Annotated in this window: 18 protein-coding genes; 11 read left to right on the forward strand and 7 right to left on the reverse strand. The window is 73.1% G+C overall.

Annotation, left to right across the window (positions count from 1 at the left end):
- Positions 1 to 38: 38 nt before the first annotated feature.
- Positions 39 to 683: a dihydrofolate reductase family protein gene (locus ACFY4B_RS31205; RefSeq protein ID WP_387973604.1), complete on the reverse strand. Its 645-nt coding sequence runs from the start codon at positions 681 to 683 to the stop codon at positions 39 to 41.
- 291 nt (positions 684 to 974) lie between these two features.
- Between ACFY4B_RS31205 and ACFY4B_RS31210 the strand changes: the two genes are divergently transcribed.
- The 3 genes from ACFY4B_RS31210 (at position 975) to ACFY4B_RS31220 (ending at position 3012) form a co-directional block, all read left to right on the forward strand.
- Positions 975 to 2045, forward strand: a complete 1071-nt coding sequence (locus ACFY4B_RS31210; protein WP_387973607.1) for a phosphatidylinositol-specific phospholipase C domain-containing protein — start codon at positions 975 to 977, stop codon at positions 2043 to 2045.
- Between the two features lie 96 nt (positions 2046 to 2141).
- Positions 2142 to 2534 carry a ribonuclease gene (locus ACFY4B_RS31215; protein WP_387973610.1) on the forward strand — a complete coding sequence of 131 codons (393 nt, stop codon included), beginning with the start codon at positions 2142 to 2144 and terminating at the stop codon, positions 2532 to 2534.
- A 127-nt stretch (positions 2535 to 2661) separates the two neighbouring features.
- The gene (locus ACFY4B_RS31220; RefSeq protein ID WP_375877678.1) at positions 2662 to 3012 is read left to right on the forward strand and encodes a 5-carboxymethyl-2-hydroxymuconate Delta-isomerase; all 351 of its coding nucleotides are present in this window, start codon (positions 2662 to 2664) and stop codon (positions 3010 to 3012) included.
- Positions 3013 to 3072: 60 nt separating this feature from the next.
- On the opposite strand, the gene ACFY4B_RS31225 is transcribed toward ACFY4B_RS31220, so the two are convergent.
- A complete protein-coding gene (locus tag ACFY4B_RS31225) occupies positions 3073 to 4677 on the reverse strand; it encodes an alpha/beta hydrolase (RefSeq protein ID WP_074003172.1) in 1605 nt (534 codons plus the stop codon).
- Between the two features lie 146 nt (positions 4678 to 4823).
- Between ACFY4B_RS31225 and ACFY4B_RS31230 the strand changes: the two genes are divergently transcribed.
- The 3 genes from ACFY4B_RS31230 (at position 4824) to ACFY4B_RS31240 (ending at position 9005) form a co-directional block, all read left to right on the forward strand.
- Complete coding sequence (locus ACFY4B_RS31230) at positions 4824 to 6176, forward strand: MFS transporter (protein ID WP_387973613.1); 1353 nt, start codon at positions 4824 to 4826, stop codon at positions 6174 to 6176.
- A 191-nt stretch (positions 6177 to 6367) separates the two neighbouring features.
- The gene (locus tag ACFY4B_RS31235; RefSeq protein WP_387973790.1) at positions 6368 to 7189 is read left to right on the forward strand and encodes an SAM-dependent methyltransferase; all 822 of its coding nucleotides are present in this window, start codon (positions 6368 to 6370) and stop codon (positions 7187 to 7189) included.
- A gap of 181 nt (positions 7190 to 7370) precedes the next feature.
- Positions 7371 to 9005, forward strand: coding sequence for a purple acid phosphatase family protein (locus tag ACFY4B_RS31240; RefSeq protein ID WP_387973616.1), 1635 nt, complete (start codon positions 7371 to 7373; stop codon positions 9003 to 9005).
- Positions 9006 to 9065: 60 nt separating this feature from the next.
- Here ACFY4B_RS31240 and ACFY4B_RS31245 read toward each other — a convergent pair whose 3' ends face one another.
- The 5 genes from ACFY4B_RS31245 to ACFY4B_RS31265 all read right to left on the reverse strand — a co-directional run bounded on the left by ACFY4B_RS31245 (position 9066) and on the right by ACFY4B_RS31265 (position 13782).
- Positions 9066 to 10568 (reverse strand): cytochrome P450, encoded by a 1503-nt coding sequence (locus tag ACFY4B_RS31245; RefSeq protein WP_387973619.1) that lies wholly within the window; start codon positions 10566 to 10568, stop codon positions 9066 to 9068.
- An 88-nt stretch (positions 10569 to 10656) separates the two neighbouring features.
- The gene (locus ACFY4B_RS31250; RefSeq protein WP_375877289.1) at positions 10657 to 11274 is read right to left on the reverse strand and encodes an ATP/GTP-binding protein; all 618 of its coding nucleotides are present in this window, start codon (positions 11272 to 11274) and stop codon (positions 10657 to 10659) included.
- On the reverse strand, positions 11255 to 11617 hold the full coding sequence (locus ACFY4B_RS31255; RefSeq protein ID WP_049660856.1) for a DUF742 domain-containing protein: 363 nt from the start codon (positions 11615 to 11617) through the stop codon (positions 11255 to 11257). Before ACFY4B_RS31255 ends, ACFY4B_RS31250 begins: the two co-directional genes overlap by 20 nt.
- A 78-nt stretch (positions 11618 to 11695) precedes the next feature.
- Positions 11696 to 12082, reverse strand: coding sequence for a roadblock/LC7 domain-containing protein (locus ACFY4B_RS31260; RefSeq protein ID WP_181970384.1), 387 nt, complete (start codon positions 12080 to 12082; stop codon positions 11696 to 11698).
- A gap of 17 nt (positions 12083 to 12099) precedes the next feature.
- A complete protein-coding gene (locus ACFY4B_RS31265) occupies positions 12100 to 13782 on the reverse strand; it encodes an ATP-binding protein (protein WP_387973622.1) in 1683 nt (560 codons plus the stop codon).
- Between the two features lie 470 nt (positions 13783 to 14252).
- On the opposite strand from ACFY4B_RS31265, the gene ACFY4B_RS31270 reads away from it, so the two are divergent.
- From ACFY4B_RS31270 to ACFY4B_RS31290, 5 genes are all read left to right on the forward strand, one after another.
- Positions 14253 to 14945 carry a Crp/Fnr family transcriptional regulator gene (locus tag ACFY4B_RS31270; RefSeq protein WP_387973625.1) on the forward strand — a complete coding sequence of 231 codons (693 nt, stop codon included), beginning with the start codon at positions 14253 to 14255 and terminating at the stop codon, positions 14943 to 14945.
- A 145-nt stretch (positions 14946 to 15090) separates the two neighbouring features.
- Positions 15091 to 16038 (forward strand): hypothetical protein, encoded by a 948-nt coding sequence (locus ACFY4B_RS31275; RefSeq protein WP_375877292.1) that lies wholly within the window; start codon positions 15091 to 15093, stop codon positions 16036 to 16038.
- On the forward strand, positions 16035 to 18233 hold the full coding sequence (locus tag ACFY4B_RS31280; RefSeq protein WP_387973628.1) for a hypothetical protein: 2199 nt from the start codon (positions 16035 to 16037) through the stop codon (positions 18231 to 18233). The genes ACFY4B_RS31275 and ACFY4B_RS31280 overlap by 4 nt, the downstream gene beginning before the upstream one ends.
- Entirely contained in the window at positions 18230 to 19207 is a 978-nt protein-coding gene (locus ACFY4B_RS31285) for a hypothetical protein (RefSeq protein WP_387973631.1), read from the forward strand. The genes ACFY4B_RS31280 and ACFY4B_RS31285 overlap by 4 nt, the downstream gene beginning before the upstream one ends.
- A 155-nt stretch (positions 19208 to 19362) precedes the next feature.
- The gene (locus ACFY4B_RS31290; protein WP_387973634.1) at positions 19363 to 19818 is read left to right on the forward strand and encodes a Pycsar system effector family protein; all 456 of its coding nucleotides are present in this window, start codon (positions 19363 to 19365) and stop codon (positions 19816 to 19818) included.
- Positions 19819 to 19829 lie beyond the last annotated feature (11 nt).

Genomic DNA, 19829 nt, shown 5'->3' on the forward strand with positions numbered 1-19829 from the left:
ACCCGCGGGGAGGCCGCCGTCGTGCGCACGGGGGCCGGCTACGGCCGGGTGAAGGTGAGGTGGGTGACGCCGCTCGGGCTGCTCACCGCCTCGGTGCGGAAGCGCTGCTCCAGCCCTTCGAGCCCGTCCCAGAGCCGCTCGCCCCGGCCGAGCAGCACCGGCACCACGACCACGTGCAGGTGGTCGACCAGATCGGCGGCCAGGAAGGCGCGGACGCTGCTCGGGCCGCCGCCGATCCGCACGTCCAGGCCGCCGGCCGCCTCCCTGGCCCGGCGCAGCGCCTCCTCGGGGGAGGCGTCCAGGAAGTGGAAGACCGTCCCGCCGTCCATCTCCACCGAGGGGCGCGGATGGTGGGTGAGCACGAAGACCAGGGTGTGGAACGGCGGGTTCGGCCCCCACCAGCCCCGCCAGTCCTCGTCCTGCCAGGGGCCGCGCTGCGGGCCGAACTTGTTGCGGCCCATGATCTCCGCGCCGATGCCGTCGGCCCAGGTGCGGGCGATCGCGTCGTCCACGCCGGTGCTGCCGCCCTCCTCGCCCTGCATCCGCCGGAACGTCCGGGTGCCGAAGAACCAGCTGTGCAGCCGGCCGCCGGCGTGGCCGAACGGCGCGTCGAGGCTCTGGCCCTCGCCCGTGCCGTAGCCGTCCAGGGAGATCGAGAAGTTGTGGACCCGGACCAGGGACATCGCAGCCTCCGCCGCTCGGCGCCTCGGCGCGCACCGGTCGGCCGCGCCCCGTTTCGCGGGCCACGCTAACCCGCGGCTCCGACGCCATGACGTTCCGTCACCGTCCCGGGCGTGGCGGGTGGGACGGGTGCGGAGCGCGTGGAGGAAGGGGAGGGGAGCGGGGGAGAAGCGGTGCAGCCGTCACGCTATTGTCGTGCCTTCTTCATCCTGAGCACGCCCGGGCGGGCGATGCTTCGTCAGGCTGCCCGGGAGCAGGGCGGCCGGCATCCCACGACTTGGGGGACCGTTCCGATGACCGTACGCCGCACCCTGACCGGACTCCTGGCCGCCGGCCTGATCGCCGCCGCGGCCGCGCTGATCCCGACCGCCCCGGCGGACGCCACCACGGCCGGGCCGGGCGACCTGCCGTTCGGCTCCGCGACCACCGTCGGCCTCCACAACACCTACGACCCGGCGGCCTTCCCGTACCTCGCCCAGGGCCTGGACACCGGCACCGGGATGATCGAGCTGGACCTGTGGCCGAACATCTTCACCAAGCGGTGGCAGGTCAGCCACTCCAACCCGTTCGGCAACTCCAACAACTGCACCGCCGCGAGCACCCCCGCCCAGCTGTACGGCGGCAGCACCGACCAGTACCTGGAGAACTGCCTGGACGACGTCCGGGTCTGGCTCGCCGCGCACCCGGGCGCCGGGCCGCTGGTGATCAAGCTGGAGCTCAAGCCGGGCTACTCGGCCGACCTCGGGATGGGCCCGGACCAGCTGGACGCGCTGATCGCCGACCACCTGGGCTCCGCCGTGCTGCGCCCGGCCGACCTGCTGGCCAAGCCCGGCGGCGGCTCGTACGCGAGCGTCGACGAGGCGGTGCGGGCGGGCAACTGGCCGCGCCGCTCGGCGCTGGCCGGGAAGGTGCTGCTGTACGCGATCCCGGGCACCGTCGAGCTGGGCAACCCCTTCGACACCCTGCACACCGACGTGGAGCAGGGCCGGCACCTGCGCGACCTGGCGGCGGCGGGCCGGATCGGCCAGGCGCAGGTCTTCCCGTCCGTGCTCGGCGCCGCCACCGGCGACCCGCGGAGCCAGTACACCGGCGCGGACACCTCGATCCGGCCCTGGTTCGTGGTCTTCGACGGCGACGCCTCCACCTTCGTCAGGAGCATCGACACCGCCTGGTACGACAACGCCCACTACCTGCTGGTGATGACGGACTCCCACCTGGTCGCCCCGGAGATCAGTGCCACCGACCCGACGGCCGACCAGGCGAGGGCCCGCACCGAGCAGCTGGCGAAGGCGCACGCGAGCATCGTCTCCAGTGACTGGCGCCGGCTGGCGTCGGTCCAGTCGCTGGTTCTGTCGCGCGGCTGACCTGGTCAAGTCCTGTGAGGGGCGGCGAAGTTGACCGGAGGTGAAGAGTTGGAACGGGGCTTCCGGAGGGCCCGGAGGATCGCCATCCTGGTTGTCATGACCCGAACTCTACGCGCGTGGAAGTCCCGCGTCGCCGCCACCGCCACCGTCGCCCTGGTCACCCTCGCGCCGATCGCCGTCGCCACCGAGGCGCACGCCGCGGTCAGCGGCTCGGTGTGCCTGTCGGCCCTGCCCTCCCAGGCCCACACCACCCTCAACCTGATCGCCTCCGGCGGTCCCTTCCCGTACAGCCAGGACGGCGTCGTCTTCCAGAACAAGGAGCGCGTGCTGCCCGCGCAGGCGACCGGCTACTACCACGAGTACACCGTGGTCACCCCGGGCTCGCCGACCCGCGGCACCCGTCGCATCGTCACCGGCAAGCAGTACCACGAGGACTACTACACCGCCGACCACTACGTGACCTTCCGCAAGGTCGACTTCGGCTGCTGACCCGGCCACCGCTCCACCGGACAGCCCCGGGCCCCGGCGCCGCACCCCGCGCCGGGGCCCGGGGTTTGCGCTCGGGGCCCGTCCGGTAGCGTCGGCGGCGTCCCGGCAACGACTCCCGGAGGTTCCCGTGCCGCAGATCCTGGTCGACCACTCGGCCGAACTCGACTTCGACCGGACGGCGCTGGCCGCCGAGGTCCACCAGGCGATCACCGAGGTGATCGACACCACGGTGGCGGACTGCAAGACGCTCTTCCGCCCCGCCGGCGGCCACCGGGTCGGCGACGGGACGAGCGGCGAGGCCGTGGTGCTGGTCGAGGTGAAGATCCTGGCCGGCCGCAGCGCCGAGCAGCGCGCCGAACTGACCGCCCGGGTGCTCGCCGCCCTGCGCGCCCGGATCGCCGGGCCCGCCGCCATCGGCGTCCAGGTCACCGAACTCGACCGGGACACCTACCGGTTCGTCCACCACCCCGGGCACTGACCCGGAAAGCGGCGACGGCGCCGGGCCCGCGGGCCCGGCGCCGTCATCGTGCGGGACGGATCAGTCCGTCGGGCAGCGGATGCCCGCGGCCGGGACGGTCCCGTCCAGCAGGAAGGCGTCCACCGAGGCGCGCACGCACTTGCTGGCGCCGTACCCGGTGTGGCCCTCGCCCTCGCGGGTGACCAGGACGGCGTTGCCGAGCTCGGCGGTCAGCTTCTCCGCCCAGGCGTACGGGGTGGCCGGGTCGCCGGTGGTGCCGACCACCACGATCGGGGCGGCGGCCGTGTTCTTGACCGCGTGCGGCCTCTCCGTCGAGGCGGCCGGCCAGATCCGGCAGTCCGGGTCGAACAGCGCGGCCATCGGGTCGTGCTTGCTGACCAGCGGGGCCTTGGCGGCGAGGTCGGTCAGCGCGGCCTGCAACTGCTCGCCGGCCGGGGCGTCGGTGGCGCCGTCGGCGCAGTGGATGGCCGTGTAGGCGTCCGCCGAGGGGCGGTACTTGCCGTCCTTGTCGCGGCCGTTGTAGCCGTCGGCGAGGTCCAGCAGGTAGTCGCCCTTGCCGCGCACCATCGCCCAGCCGATGGAGTTGCGCAGCCCGGTCCAGGCCTTCTCGCCGCCGTAGAGCCGGCTGAGCACGCCCGTCCAGGCCGCACTGGACGTCAGGGTGCGGCCCTTCTCCGTCTTGAGCGGCTTGTCCTTGAGCCCGTCGAGGAACGCGGCGAGCTTCTGCGCCGCCTGCTCGGGGTCCTTGCCGAGCGAGCAGGCGTCCTTGGTGACGCAGTCCGCGGCGAAGGCCTTCAGGGCCCGCTCGAAGCCGCCCTGCTGCTCGATGTTGTGCTGGACCAGCGAGGTGGAGGCCGAGGTGGCGCCGTCCAGGACGAGCCGGCCGACCTTGTCCGGGAACTCCTCGGCGTACAGCGAGCCGAGGTAGGTGCCGTAGGACAGGCCGAGGTAGCTGAGCTTCTGGTCGCCGAGGGCGCCGCGCAGCACGTCCATGTCCCGGGCGCTGTTGCGGGTGCTGACGAAGGGCAGGAGCTGGGCGTACTTGGCCTGGCAGGCGTCGGCCAGCTGCTTGCCGTGGTCGGCCGCAGGCTGGTCGGTGGTCAGCCAGTCGTCCCGGGTGCGGTCGTCCAGGCAGTTGAGCGGGCTGGTGCCGGCGGTGCCGCGCGGGTCGAAGCCGACGATGTCGTAGCGGTCGTGCACCGGGCCGTCGAAGCCCTTGGGGTCGTAGGTGACCATCCCGACGCCGGAGCCGCCCGGGCCGCCGGGGTTGATCAGCAGCGAGCCGATCCGCTGGTCGGGCTTGGTCGCCGGGTTGCGGACCACGGCGACGTCCAGGGTGCCGACCTCCGGTGCGGCGTAGTTCAGCGGCACCTTGAGGGTGGCGCACTGGAGCGCGGAGATGTCCTCCTCGTTCTGCGGGTCCTTCTGGCAGGGGCCCCAGGCGAGTTGCTGGCCGTAGAAGGCCTTGAGGGCGGGGTCGGCGGCGCCGGTGGGCTTGGGCGTCGGGGTCGGGGCGGCGCTCGGCGTCGCGACGGCGGCGGCGTCCGGGGAGGCCGAGGGCGCGGCGGCGGTGCCGCCTCCGCTGGTGCAGCCGGCCAGCAGGGCGGCGGTGGCGAGGGCTGCGACGGCGGCGGGCAGGGCGCGCCGCGGGGTCCGGGTGATCATGGAATGCACGGCACAGGAATATCACCTGCCTGTCACATCAGTCACATGGGATTCTCAGAGTGCTCTGCGTCAACGGGCCGGAGCACGCCGCCCACGGGCCGCGAGAAGTGATTCCGCGGCGGTCCGAACGGTGCCATGCTGAGGCCATGACAGAAAGCAGTGCGGTGGCACCGCTCCGTCACCAGGCGGAAACCGGTGGGCGGCGGCGGGAGTTGGCCGCGGCGACGGTCGGATCGGTGGTCGAGTCCTTCGACTGGAACATCTACGCCGTCCTCGCGCCCTACTTCGCGGCGGACCTCTTCGGGCACGGCAAACACGGCGTCAGCGGCGTGCTCGGCGCGTACGTCACCTTCGCGGTGGGCTTCGTCGCCCGGCCGGTCGGCTCGTACCTGATCGGGCGGCTCAGCGACACCCGGGGACGGCGCTTCGCGCTCAGCCTCGGCATGGCGGTGATCGCCGTTGCCAGCCTGGGCATCGCCGCCGTCCCGGGCCAGCGGAGCATCGGGGTCTGGGCGGCCGTGCTGGCCGTGCTCGCCCGGGTGGTGCAGGGGCTCGCCTTCGGCGGGGAGGCGCCGAGCGTGGCCGCGTACGTCACCGAGACCGCCCCGCGGCGGCACCGCTTCGCGTTCAGCTCGGTCTCCTACGGCGGGATCATCCTCGGCTCGCTGCTCTCCTTCGGCGTGCTCACCCTGCTGATCCACACCCTCGGCAAGTCCGGCCTGGAGAACGGCGGTTGGCGCTGGGGATTCGTGGTCGCCGCGCTGCTCGGGCTGGCCGCCGTCTGGGTGCGGCGGTGGGCGCCGGAGAGCGCGGAGTTCCACCGTGCCCGGGAGCGGGCGGGCCGCACCGCCCGCCCGCCGTTCCTCCGGACGCTGCGCGAGCACCGCTGGGCGGTGCTCACCGTCTTCCTCAACACCCTGGGCGGGACGGTCGGTTACTACTTCGCGCTGGTGTACCTGCCGCAGTACGCCGCCGCCTACCACGTGATCGGCAAGGAGGAGGCGGCCTCCTTCATGACCGTGGTGCTCGGCGTGGTGCTGGCCACCATGCTGCTCACCGGCGCCGCCGCCGACCGCTTCGGCCTGCTGCCCGTCGCCCGGATCGGCTTCGGCCTGCCGATCCCGCTGGTCGGGGTGCTGCTCGCCGGGCTGCGCCAGGGCTGGCTGCCGTTCCAGGTCGTCGCCGTGCTGCTGGGGATGCTGGTGGCCACGGTGCTCGGCACGCTCAACGTCTTCACCGGGTTGCTGTTCCCGACCGAGGTGCGGGCGGTCGGCCTCGGCGTGGTCAACGCGGCCACCATCGCGGCGTTCGGCGGCACCTTCCCGCTGCTCGCCGAGTGGCTGAGCGGCCGGCACTGGCCGGGCGTGATCCCCGCGTACGTCACCGTCTGCACGGCCGGCCCGGCCCTCGCGCTGCTGACGGCGATGAAGGTGCCCTCCTTCGCCGAGGCCGTCCGCGAGACGGAAGGAGCGGTTCAGCGGACACCCGGAACCGCCTGACGGACAGTCATCGGCTGTGGTTGAGTGGTCCGGACCACTGCTGAACGGGGAGGGCTGGCGTGGGCATCGACGCACCGGGTACCGACATACCGGACACCAACACACAGGACGGCGGCCTGCCGGAGGACTGCGGGCTCGACGGCTGCGGCTCGGACGACTGCGCGCCGGGGGGCCGCGTGTCGGAGAGCTGGCTGACCGAGGCCGGGTTCGAGGAGCCGCCGCCGGTGGACCTGCGCACCGACCGGGCGCACTCCGCCCGGGTCTACGACTACCTGCTCGGCGGCAAGACCAACTTCCCCGCCGACCGCGAGGTCGGCGACCGCGTCCTCGCCGAACTGCCCGGCGTGCGCGAGGACGCCACCGCCGCCCGCGCCGTGATGCGGCGGATGGTCCGCCGGCTCGCCGGGGTGCACGGCGTCCGCCAGTTCCTGGACGTGGGCACCGGCATCCCCACCACGCCCAACCTGCACGAGATCGTCCAGGCCGTCGACCCGGCCTGCCGCGTGGTCTACGTCGACAACGACCCGATCGTGCTCGCCCACTCGCGGGCCCTGCTCACCAGCACCCCCGAGGGCCGTACCGCCTACGTCCAGGGGGACCTGCGCGAGCCGGAGCAGTTCCTCGCCGACCCGGGGGTGGCCGCCACCCTGGACCTCCGCGAGCCGGTCGCCCTGACGCTCATCAACATCGTCCACTTCCTCTCCGACGAGGTCGCGCACCCGCCCGTCCGCAAGCTCCTGGACGCCCTGCCGGCCGGCAGCTTCCTCGCCCTCTCGGCCGGGACCGCCGACATCGCGCCGGAGCGCGCCGGGATCGCCACCCGCCGCTACGCGGAGGCCGGGATCGACCTCCACCTCCGCTCGCGCGAGCGCGTCGAACGCTTCTTCAGCGGGCTGGAGCTGGACGACCCGGGCGTCGTCCTGGTCGACCGCTGGCACCCGGAGCCCGCCGGGGGCCCGGCGCCGGGCGAGGGGAAGGTCGGGGTGTACGGGGGAGTCGGCCGCAAGGCGTAGGCGCCCAGCCCTGCGAACGGGCCCTGCGAACGGGCCCTGAGAACGAGGCCTGAGAACGAGGCCTGAGAACGAGGCCTGAGAACGAAGCGTGCGAACGGAAGCTGCGAAAACGATCGTCTTTACGTGCACATGTCATTAAAGTGACTGCCTGTCGAACCCCCACTCGGCAGGCGGAGTCCTCATGACCATTGCACGCAGGTCCATCCTCAAGGGCACCTCGGCGGCCGGAGCCGCCCTGGTGGCCGCGGCCTCGACGGCGGGCGCGCAACCCGCGGCCGCCCAACCGGCCGACGACGCGCCCACCAGCCCGCTCCTGCAGACCACCCCGCACCGCTCCGGAACGGCCGCGGTGTCCGGGCTGCACCTCCAGTTCGGCACCGACGCCGGCACGGAGATGACCGTCTCCTGGCTCACCCCGCAGTCCGTGCGCCGCCCGCAGGTGCGGTACGGCTCACCGGACGGCGGCCTCGGCCGGGTCGTCCAGGCCGAGACCCGCACCTACCGGGACTCGATCGACAAGGTCGAGGTGTACGTCCACCACGCGCGGCTCACCGGCCTGCGCCCGGGCAGCACCTACCTCTACAGCGCCGGCCATGACGGGGCCACCCCCGAGACCGGCACCTTCACCACCGCCCCGCGCGGCCGCGCCCCGTTCACCTTCACCAGCTTCGGCGACCAGGCCGCGCCCAACCTCCGCCGCCGGATCACCTTCCCCGACGGCATGCCCTCCCCGCTCGGCAAGTACCCGGTGTTCATGAGCAGCCAGGTCGGCACCGCGGCCTCCGCCGACATCGTCGCCGCGGTCGAACGCGTCGGCCCGCTGTTCAACCTCATCAACGGCGACCTCTGCTACTCCTCCTACGCCGGCCGCCACGGCCAGAGCCGCACCGCGACCTGGGCCGACTGGTTCATCAGCAACAGCCGCTCCACCCGGCTGCGGCCCTGGATGCCCTGCGTCGGCAACCACGAGAACGAGGGCGGCAACGGCCCGATCGGCGCGCTCGGCTACCAGGCGTACTTCTCCCTCCCCGACTCCTCGGCCTCCTCCGACGAGGAGACCCGGGGCCTGTGGTACGCCTTCACCGTCGGCTCGGTGCGCTTCATCAGCCTCGCCAACGACGACGAGGCCATCCAGAACTCCGGCGACGTCTACCTGCGCGGCTTCTCCGGCGGAGCCCAACGGCGCTGGCTGGAGCGGGAGTTGCGGACAACGCGGAACAACCGGGCGATCGACTGGATCGTGGTCTGCATGCACCACCCGATGATCTCCAGCTCGAAGCACGGCTCCGGCAGCGACCTCGGCCTGCGCGAGACCTGGGGCCCGCTGTTCGACGCCTACGGGGTCGACCTGGTGGTGTGCGGCCACGAGCACTACTACGAGCGCTCCCACCCCGTCCGCGGCACCCTGCCGAACGACGCCCGCACCCCGGTGCCGACCAGCACCCGCACCGACATGGTCGACACCGGCCGGGGCACCGTCCACATGGTCATCGGCGCCGGCGGCAACGCCGCCACCACCCAGGACGACCTCTTCGAGCAGCCCAAGGGCCGGGTGGTCATCGGGCTGGAGGACCCGAAACCGGGCGCGCCCTACCGGGAGTCGGTCTGGCTCACCGAGGACGCGCCCTGGGCCGCCGTCCAGGACCGCGAACACGCCCACGGCTTCGCGGCCTTCGAGGTCGACCCGGGCGACCGGCGCGGCGGCACCACCACCATGAAGGTCACCTACTACACCTTCGACGGACCGCACGGGGACCTCACCCCGGTGGACACCTTCACCCTGTACCGGCGCCGGACGGACGGGCGCGACGGCTGACCGCCACCGTCACCGCCACTGACCGACACCGGCGCCGGTGTCGGTCAGTGGCGGTGACGGTCAGCGCCGGAACAGGCCGGTGAGCACGTCCCACCAGCCGCGGCGCTGCGCCGGGATCGTCGGGGCCGCAGGGACGCCCCGCTCCGGCGCCGCCTTCGCCTGTTCCGCCCCTGCCTCCACCCCTGCCTCCGCCTCCGCCTTCGCGTCGGCCTCCGCCAGCTCCGCCTCCGCCACCGAGAGCGGGTCCGGCTCGATGTCGCGGGCGGTGAACTCCACCGGCAGCGCCGTCAGGTGCCGGGAGATCCAGGCCGAGCTCCAGACCAGCTCCTCCTCGGGCACCGCGAGCCGGACGTCCGGCAGCAGGGTGAGCAGGATGTCGATCCCGGCCTCGGCGACGTGCCGCCCGATGTCCTGGCCGGGGCACTCGTGCGGCCCGGCGCCGAAGGACAGGTGGGAGCGGTTGCCGTACAGCGGGGCCGCCAGGTCGGGGCGGACCACCGGGTCGACGTTGGCCGCCGCGAGCCCGAGCAGCAGCAGGTCCCCGGCCCGGACCTGCTGACCGCCCAGCTCGGTGTCGCCGGTCGCCCAGCGGCCGGCCACCAGGGACATCGGCGGGGAGTCCCAGAGCACCTGGTCCAGCGCCTCGCCCAGGGTCATCTGGCCGCCGGAGAGGTGGGCCCGGAAGCGCGGGTCGGTGAGCACCATCTTCAGCGAGTCGGCGATCAGGTTGACGGTCGTCTCGTTCGCGGCGAGCAGCACCACCCGCAGGTGCTCCATCACCTCGTCCTCGGTCAGCCCGGCCGGGTGCGCCAGCAGACGGCTGGTCAGGTCGTCGCCGGGGTGCTCGCGCTTGAGGGCGATGGTCCGGCGCAGACCGGCGACCACGTACTCGTTGCTGGCGATCGCCGTCTCGGTGCCCTTCATCAGGTCCCGGGCGGCGGTCACCAGCTGCGGTCCGTACTCGTCCGGCATGCCGAGCAGCTTGGTCATCACCAGCATCGGCAGGTGCTCGGCGAACTGGGAGATCAGCTCGGCCTGGCCGGTCGGCCCGACCACCTGGACCAGGTCGGTGGTGAAGCGGCGGACGTGGCGGCGGATGCCGCGCCGGTCGAAGCCGTTCAGGCCGTCCAGCAGGGCCCCGCGCAGCCGGCGGTGCTCGTCGCCGTCGGCGAACACGCAGATCGGCTGCCAGGCGACCACCGGCAGCAGCGGGGAGTCGGGCGGGACCTCGTTGTTGCGGAAGGCGTTCCACAGGCGCGAGTCCCGGGAGAACAGCGTGGGGGTGCGCATCACGGTGATGTTGGTGCCGTGGCCGAGCACCAGCCAGGCCGGGTGGTCGCCGTGCAGCAGCACCGGGGCCACCTCGCCGTGCTCGGCGCGCAGCTTGTCGTACAGGACCGTCGGGTCGGCCTCGGCCTCCGGGCCGTACAGGCGGCGCAGGCCGCCGGGGCCGGTCGGGGCGATGCCGCCGCCCGCGTGGGCCGGGCAGCCGGGCGGTGGGGCGGTGGCCGGCGCGGAGCCGACGGATTCGGGGCCGGCGGGTTCGGGGATCGGGGTGGTCACGGGGTCTCCGGTCGCGGGTGGGGTTCGGTGACGAGCGGACGGGCTCGGGCGGACGGTGGGTGGCCGGCGAGCGGGCATGGGTGCCTGCTCAGCCGGTGGCCGGGACGGCCAGCTCGTACAGGTAGTGCATCAGGGTCATCAGGGTGTCCCGGCTGGACTCCCGGCTGCGCGCGTCGCAGCTGACGATCGGCACCTCGGACGGCAGGTCCAGCGCGCTCCGCAGCTCGTCGAGCGGAACGGCCGGGGCCTCCGGGAAGCTGTTGACGGCCACCACGAAGGGCACACCGCGCTCCTCCAGCCGCCCGATCACCTCGAAGCTGACCTCCAGCCGCCGGGTGTCCACCAGGACCACCGCGCCCAGGGCGCCCTCGAACAGGCCGTTCCAGAGGAACCAGAACCGCTCCTGGCCGGGGGTGCCGAAGACGTACAGCACGAGCCGGTCGCTGATGCTGATCCGGCCGAAGTCCATGGCGACGGTGGTGGAGGTCTTCTGCTCGACGCCGGTCGGGTCGTCCACCCCGACCCCGGCCTGGGTCATGGTCTCCTCGGTGGTCAGCGGGCGGATCTCGCTGACCGCGCTGACCAGCGTCGTCTTGCCGACGCCGAAGCCGCCGACCACCACCACCTTGACCGCCGTGGTGACGGAGTCCGGCAGCAGGTCCGCCCCGGCCGGCCCGACCACCGTGTCAGAGCCGCTGAAGTCCATGGATCACCGCCTCCAACAGGGCACGGTCGGGGAGTTCCGCCGCGGGCACGGCGGCGCTGCGGGCCTCGATCAGCCCGTCGTCGAGCAGGTCCGCCAGCAGCACGGTGACCACGCTGACGGGGAGCTCCAGGTAGGCCGAGACCTCCGCGACCGAGAGCGGGGAGCGGCACAGCCGCAGGATCGCGGCGTGCTCCGGCTGGTGGGCGGGGGTCGGCTCCGCGCGGGAGACGATCAGGGTGACCAGGTCGAAGACCCCCGGCCCCGAGGGGCCGCTGCGGCCCCGGGTGATGACGTACAGCCGGTCGGGCTCGGGGCCGTCCCAGCCGCCCTGCGCGGCCGTCATGCCACCGCCTCACTGTGCTCGTTCATGTGCCCGTCCCGCCGCCGGAGCTCGGCGCGGCAGGGCGGGACGGGTGGCGGTTCACGCGACCGCCTCGGGGTTGCGCGGCGGCGTGGACAGGTGCTCGCCGATCCGGGCGACCAGGTCGCGCATCTGGTGGCTCACCAGCCCGGCGTCCACGCCCTCGTCGGCGAGCACCGCGAGGTAGGCGCGGTCACCGGCGGCCATCAGGTAGAAGTAGCCGCCGTCCACCTCGATCACCACCAGCCGCATCGAGCCGTCGCCGTGCGGGAACTCGTGGCCGATCGCGCCGGCCAGGCTCTGCAGCCCGGCACAGGCGGCGGCGAGGCGGTCGGCGGTGTCCGGGTCGGTGCCGTACTGGGCGATCCGCAGGCCGTCGGCGGACAGCACGATGACGTGGCGCACGCACGGGACGCTGTGCGCGAGGTCGTTGAGGATCCAGTCCATGTTGCTGCGGTGCGGAATCACTGCTCGCCTTTCCCTGCCGTCTCTTCACTGGTGTGTGCGGCGCTGGTGCGTCCGGCACCCGACTGCCCGGCGTCCGTCTGCCCGGTGGCCGTTCGTCCGGCACCGGTCTGTTCGGCGTCCGTGGCGCGCCCGGCGCCCGCCGGACCGGACGGGCTCGGCCCGGTCCCCTTGATGCCGTCCATGAACGCCTCCAGCCACAGGCCCGGCTGCTTCGGCTCCTTGGCGGGGCGCGACGCCTGGGCCGGCGGGCCGGCCAGCGGACCGGGCGGCTGCGCCGTCGGCCCGCCGGGCTGCGCGGTGCCGCGCTGGGCGGGCCGCGCGGCGCCGCCGAAGCCGCCCCGGGGCATCATCGGACGGCTCCGCCGGCGCTGCGGCAGGCCGTTGGGCGTCCACTCGGTCACGATCACCTCGTCGTCCCCGGCGCCCGGGCCGGAGGGCCCCCACGGGTTGGTCGAGCCGTAGGACGGCCCGACGCCGGCCGAGGTCGTCCGGGTGCCCCAGGGGCGGCCCGCGGCCGCGTGCCGGGGCGGGTTCGCGGGCAGCGGGCGGGGACCGGAGAAGGCGCCGATGCCGTGCGCCCGCCCGGTCGGCGGCGCGGTGGTGAGCAGCTCCTGCGGCACGACCAGCACCGCCCGCACGCCGCCGTACGCGGAGCGGCGCAGCGAGATCTGGAAGCCGTACGCCTGGCAGAGCCGGCCGACGATGGCGAAGCCCAGCCGGGGGGACTCGGTGAGGTCGTCGAAATCCTTGGAGACCATCGCCTCGCGGATCGAGCGCTCGGCGCGGAACCGGGCCTCGTCGGTGAGGCCGAGGCCGCCGTCCTCGATCTCGATCGCCATCCCGCTCTGCACCTCGGAGGCGCTCAGGTGCACGTGGGTGTGCGGCGGGGAGTAGCGGGTGGCGTTGTCGAGCAGCTCGGCGACGGCGTGGATCAGCGGCTCGACGGCCGGCCCGGTGACGGAGATCTGGGCCACCGGGTGCAGGTCCACCCGCTGGTACTCCAGGATCCGGGACATGCCGCCACGCAGCACGCTGTAGAGCGCGATCGGACGGGTCCACTGGCGGCCGGGGCGGGCGCCGGACAGGACGGCGATGCTGTCGGCCAGGCGGCCGCTCAGCGCGTTGCCGTGGTCCAGGCGCAGCAGGTCGTCGAAGACCGCCGGGTCGTTGCCGTGCCGGTCCTCCATCTCCCGCAGGTCCTTGGCCTGCCGGTGGATGATGGCCTGGACCCGGCGGGCGATGTTGACGAAGGCCCGCTCGGCCGAGTCGCGCCGGCTGACCTCGTCGTCGACGGCCTTGGCGACGGCCTCGGTGACGGCCACCAGGGAGCGGCGGAACCGTGGCGAGACGGGAGCCTCGCTCTCCTCGAACGGGCGGGTCAGGACGTCGAAGGAGTACCCGTACCGGGCCCCGGCGACCACCCTGCGCATCTCCACCCGGGCGAGCCGGTCCAGCTCGTCCTCCTGCCCGGCCAACCTGCGTTGCCACTCCTCGACCTGCCGGGCGTGCAGGTCACGGGACTCGCTCAGGGCCCGCCCCCGGCGGGCCGACTCGGCGGCCACCACGGCCACCAGCACGGTGCCCGTCGCCCCGCACCACAGCACCCCGGCCCGGGCCCCGGCGGACACCGCCACCGCGGCGACCGCCACGGCCGCCGCCATCACGGCCGTCGGCAACAACCAGCCGAGCAGGGGCGCTCGGCGCCGTCTGGCGGGTGACGATCCAGCTCGAAGCATTCAGCATCCTCAAACGATCGGAACAGTACGGACAAAAGCGGGGGGAGCGGCTCCGGAGGCGTGGTGGTGCAGCATAGCCAAGTTCAGGACATCCTGACCGAAAGTCAAAAATACCGTCCCGCAACCGACTTGTGGCAATCTGCCGGACAGTCCCGACATTTCGCACGCCAGTCGCAACCGGAGCGGCCACCGCCCTCCCACCAGGCTTCTCGTCGCGCCGCCCGCGCGCCGCCGACCCGCGCCGGATTCGCTCATGCGAAGGGTTTCCGCGCCAAGTCCCCGCGTATCGCGCCGAGTTCGTGCTAAGCGCGGTGACTCCGGTCAACCGGAGGCGCGGCAATCACCCGGAAGGGGAACCGCGGCCAGGCCCGATTCGGCTGTGTGCGGTGCGCCGGGCCTCCTAGGGTCGTCGCATGAACGATCACGACAGCCGCACACCGGCCGCGCTGGGCCGGACCCTGCGCCACCTCATGGGCGACGCGGTGTGGGCGGGCATGCTGGAGGAGGCCTTCGAACGCCGGCACCCGATCGGCGCCACCCTGCTGCGCCAGGGCGAACCGGGCACCCACGTCCTCGCCCTGCGGACCGGCGTGGCCAAGGTCAGCCGGCGGGAACGCAACGGGGACGTCCGGCTGCTGGCCTTCCGCGGCCCGGGCGAACTCCTCGGCGAGGTGGCCGTCCTGGACGACGGCGTCCGCTCCGCGAGCGTCCAGGCGATCTCGGACTGCACGGTCGCGGTCCTCACCAAGGAGGCCTTCCTGCGCTTCGTCGCCGAGCGGGGGCTGTTCCCCGTGATGGTCCGCTACGCCATGGGCCGGCTGCGGGAATCCGACCTGGCCCGGATCGGCGGCGACGTCGTCCCCCGGCTGGCGGCCGCCCTGGTCGCCCTGGCCGACCTCTCCACGGGCCCCGCGCAGACGTCCGGCCGCCGGATCGAACTCGCCCTGACCCGGGACGAACTGGCCCAGCACCTCGGCGTCTCCCGGAACACCGTCACCGCCGGCCTCACCGCCCTGGCCGCCCACCGCGTCGAGGCCGGCCGCAAGTCCATCGCCCTCGACGACCTCCCCGCACTCCGGCGCGCGGCTGACGTTCCACGCGACTGACGCTCCGTCCCAGCACCCTTCTGACCCGTGCGGCCTCGGATGTGACATCCGTCACTCGCGTACCGCACCGAGCGAGCACACCGCGCGACGCCGGATCGCGAAGCTTGGTGGCGCAAGGTCAGCACGGAACGACAAGGAGCAGAGAATGACGGAGTTCGACCAGCCGATGCCCGAGGCCAGCGCCCTGCCGTACAGCCGCAGCCGGCACCTCCCGCCGTACCGGGGCATCGTCGCCGTCGACGCCAAGGACTTCACCGGGTACCCGGCGATCGAGCACGGCACCATCAGCGCGAACGTGCCGCAGTTGCTCCGACTCTCCTTCGAGCGGGCCGGACTGGGCGAGGTCTGGAAGGACCGGCGCTTCCCCAACTCGACCGGCGACGGGTACGTGTTCGGCTTCGACCCGGCCTGGATGCCCTTCCTGATCCACCCCTGGCTGAACACCCTCCAGGAGGTGCTCACCGAGTTCAACGTGCACTCGGTCGGGACGGTGCGCATCCGGCTGCGGGTCAGCCTCAACATCGGCCCGCTCCCGGACGACGGCGGCGAGTTCGACGGTAACGGCACCCCGCGCAACGACACCCACCGGCTGCTCGACTCCCGTCCGGTGAAGGCCATGCTGGCCGCCTCCAACGAGAGCATCACCCAGGTCGCCGCCATCCTGTCCGACCGCTGCTACCAGGACGCGGTGGCCGGCGGCTTCACCGGGCGCCACCCCGACCACTTCATCGAGGTGCCGGCCACCGTCGAGGGCAAGCGCTTCGACCAGCGGGCGTGGCTGTACGTGCCCACACCGTCCGGGAACCTGTACGACCGCAGGATCCTCGGCGACGCGGTGGTGGAGGAGCAGGAAGGACGGGCGAAGCGGACAGCGGACGGGAGCACGGAGCAGCGCCGCGCGCCGCGCACGGCGGTGAACCAGCGGGGCAACGGCAGCAACCTGAACGCCGGCACGGTGCACGGCAGCCAGACCGTCACCAACGTGCGCGGTGACTCCTACGGCGGCGACCGCGTGGAGGGGCACAAGGTGGGGACGGTCAACGGCAACCTGGGCGACATCGTCCACGGCGACAAGAACGAGCACCGCCGGTGAACCCCGACGAGCGCCCGGCCATCGAGGGGCCGTCCGGCGCACCGGGTGACCGTGACCGGGACTACGACCGAGGCCTCGACCCCGACCTCGACCCCGACGACCTCGAAGGCGATTTCACGGACCGGTTCGCCGCGTGGGGATCGGACCGCCCGTTCATCTACGCGCCGGGTGGCAACATCAACACCGGCTCCGTGCACGGGGACCAGCGCGTCGAGAACGGCGCCGCCGGGGCCGCCCCCGGTGGCGGCGAGCGGGTAGAGGCGCAGGACGGCCCCATCTCCGGGATGGAGGTCCTCGCCGCCCGGACGGGATTCGCGAAGCCGGACTGCTTCCCCGAGGCGCTGCGCACGCTCGGCACCCGCCTGCTCTTCCTTGCCGGTGAACCCGGCACCGGGCGCCGGACCACCGCCCTCAACCTGCTGGTCGAGAGCAGCGGGAACAGCCTGGCCCTGCGCGCGCTCGACAGCGACTCGGACCTGTCGTCCTGGCGGCCGACGCACGCCGAGGCACGCGGCTACCTGGTACACGGCCTCTCGCCCACGGTCCGGCTCGGACCGGCCTCGATCGCCAAGCTGCGCCAGAGGCTGGAGGACGCCGACGCCTTCATGGTGGTCATGCTGCCGGACGACGCCGACCGGCTGCGCGGCGTGGCCCGCGATCTGGACCTGAGCCCGGTGCGCTACAAGCCTCCGTCGCCGCGTGCGGTCTTCGACGCGCGCCTGGAGGCCGTGGTGCCCCACGAGGGACGACGCCGGGCGCTGCTCCAACGGCTGGAAGCGGACCTGGACGAACTGCTGGCGCCCGAGCTGATGCCGGCCCAGGTCGCCGAACTCGTCGACGAGGTGAGCCGGTCCGGAGACGACGGCCCCGACCCGGCCGACCTCGGCCAGCGGCTCAGCTTCCTCGCGGAGACGGAGGTCCCCGACCTCCTGAAGGAGATCCGCGAGGACCCGGACGCGCTGGCGTTGCTGCTGGTGACGAGTGTCCTGGAGGGCCTCGACCACCGGATCGTCCGGAACGAGACCGACCGGTTGCTCAAGCTGGCCGACGGCCGCCTGGACGCGGTGCTGAGGTCCGGTGCGGAGGGGGAGGGCGAGCAGAGCCGGCCGACGCGGGGCGAGCCCCCGCGGCCTAATCCCCGATTCGTCTTCCGGCGGTCTCTGGACGAGTTGTTGGCGATCATCCGGGCCGAGTACGCGCCGGGTGGGACGCGGAGGACATCGAGCTACTCCTACACGGTGGAGCCGATCCGCTTCAAACGGCACCGGCAGGCGGAGACGGTTCTGCGGCACGTGTGGCGGCAGTACGGGGAGGTCTCGGGACTCCTGACCGAGTGGATCAACACGGTTCCCGGTACCGAGTCCGACCTGGCCGAGCCCATGGGCCGAGTGGTGGGGCTCGCCACGGGGTGGAGCGGCGGCCGTCAGGCACTGCTTCACATTCGCAGGTTGGCCAGGTCCGAGCACACGCAGAGCCAGAGCATCGCCGCCTACGCGTTGGGGATCGCGGCCCAGGACCCGATTCTCGTCAGCGAGGTGAAGCACCGCCTCGACCGCTGGAGCTTCAACGGCGGCTGGCAGCTCCGGTCGACCACGGCCGCTGCCTGTGGAGGAGACTTCGGAGCGGCCCGACCGGAATTCGCGCTCTCACTGCTCCGGCGCTGCTATCGAGGGGAAGAGGAGGCCGAGCGCACCGTCGCCGTGAACGTTCGCTGGGCACTGGGGAGCCTCTTCGCGGGAGGAAACCAGGCGGCCGTTTTCCGCAAGCTCATGGAGTGGGCGGACCAGTCGAAGAATGACGCCGCGCTCGCGTACACGGCCTTCCTCGATCTGCTTCGAGACCCGTTGTGGTTTCAGCAACAGCTTCCCGTGCAAGGCGAGTTCAGTGAACGGGTGATCGCCTTCGTCCGGCACTGCCTCAATGACGAGGCCCTCTTCCAGCGTTCGTGCACGAGGCTGCTCGCTTGGTGCCGTCGGGCGGTCTGGGACGAACCCCTCCGCACCGGGGTGGAGACGCTGCTCGCGGCGCTCGCCCGGGAGATGCGCCCCGGCGAGCTGAGGCTGATGGTCGAGATCGACAGCAGCGACAACCCCGACCTCGTCGGCCGCGACATCGCCCACCGCGCCCTGGAGGCCTGGCGGCGCGGCGAGCCGCAGCCGTTCCGCTCCGCCCCTGCCTTCGGAGGCCCCCGATGACCGTCGACACCGACCCGCCCGTCTACACCCAGGCCACCCGTGCCCCCTGGCGGGAGATCCTCCGGCACCGCTGGTCCGGTCGGCGCGACTGCGCCCTGGTGCTGGGGGACCGCCACGGGCTCTACCAGCAGCTGGGGAAGGGCCGCCCGCGACCGTCGGGCATGGGGGCGGAGGACGGGGTCGCCGCGCGGCTGGGGTTGCGCGGTTTCGACCAGGCGTACCTGGTGGACCTCAACGAGCGGCCGGGCGTGCGAACGGTCCGTCTCCGCACCTCGTACGGCACGGAACCGCTGGAGGTCCACTTCCTGTGGTGGGTCCACGATGCCGCGCGGGTCGTGCAGACCCGGACCAACCGGGGCGGGCTGCCGGTCCGCAAGGACCTCGACGTCCGACTGCGCCAGCTCAGAGAGCAGTTCGCCGCCTCGGGCACCAGGTTGGGCCCCGACGAGTTGGTGCAGTACCTCGCGGCTCCGTACGTGCTGCCCCACTACGGCCTCGGCTACCGCGTCACGGACGTCTCCGCCTCCGAGCATGGCAATGAACTGCGCCTCGGGGAACCGGACGTGACGGACGTGCCCTTCGACTGGACGGTCAAGAGCGAGGAGGAGTACGCGTTCTGCCGGCGCCAGGTGCAGGAGGGACCGGTCGCCCTCGCGGCCCTCTGGCTGGCCAGGAAGCCCGACGAGGTGCGCGACGTCCTGGACTGGGTGGTCAAGAACGGCGACCTGCTCCGGGGCGAGACCACCTGGGAGGACCAGATGGCGCTCATGCTGGGCAAGTTGACGGGGCAGGAGCAGCAGGAGCTGTCCAAGATGCTGCGCGACCGCCTGGTCGCCCTCGGACGGCAGGTCCCCGGGCCCGCCTCGTACCCCTCGCAACCCCCGCAGCCCCCGGGGCCGGGGCCGGACTTCGTCAAGCTCCCCACGCACGTCAACGGCTGGTCCGGCGGTGTGCCGAACGGGAGCCCGCGGTGACCGGGGCGGCGCGTGCGCGGATACGTGTGCGCCGGCCGCCGTCGCGGCGGCGCACGGTCGCCGGGCCTCGCGGGCGCTCCAGGGGCAGGAGCCGCCGGCCGACCGCGCCGACGGCGGCGTCCAGCCCGCCCTCGGTGTCGGCGATGGAGCGCCTGATGGCGGCCAACAGCGCGGAACTCGTCCGGGCCGACACCAAGGCCGCCGTGTTCCTGGCGTTCACCGGTGCGGTGCTCGCCACGTTCATCCCCTTGGACGGCGGTACCGGCGCCGGCTCCCTGGCCTGGCTGGTCCCGTTCCTGCGGTGGAGCGCCACGGCCAGCGCCCTGCTAGCCGTCGGCTGCTTCGCCTCCGCGCTGGTGCCGCGCCACCGCAAGGGGCGGCATGGTGGTGCGGACGGTCCGGGGTACTTCGAGCACATCGCGCCGGGGGCGGGCCCCGAGCGGCTGCGCCGTGCCTTCGAGCGGGCCGGGCACGACCCGGCGGGGCCGCTGTTGTCGGCGCTGGCCGGTACCAGTGCGATCATCCGCGCGAAGTACCGCTGGATCGAGGCCGGCACCGCCCTGCTCCTGCTGACGCTTCCGCAGTTCGCGCTCACCCTCCGGCCGCTGTGACGGCGGGCAGC

The organism is Kitasatospora sp. NPDC001261 (assembly GCF_042896795.1).
Lineage (GTDB): Bacteria > Actinomycetota > Actinomycetes > Streptomycetales > Streptomycetaceae > Kitasatospora.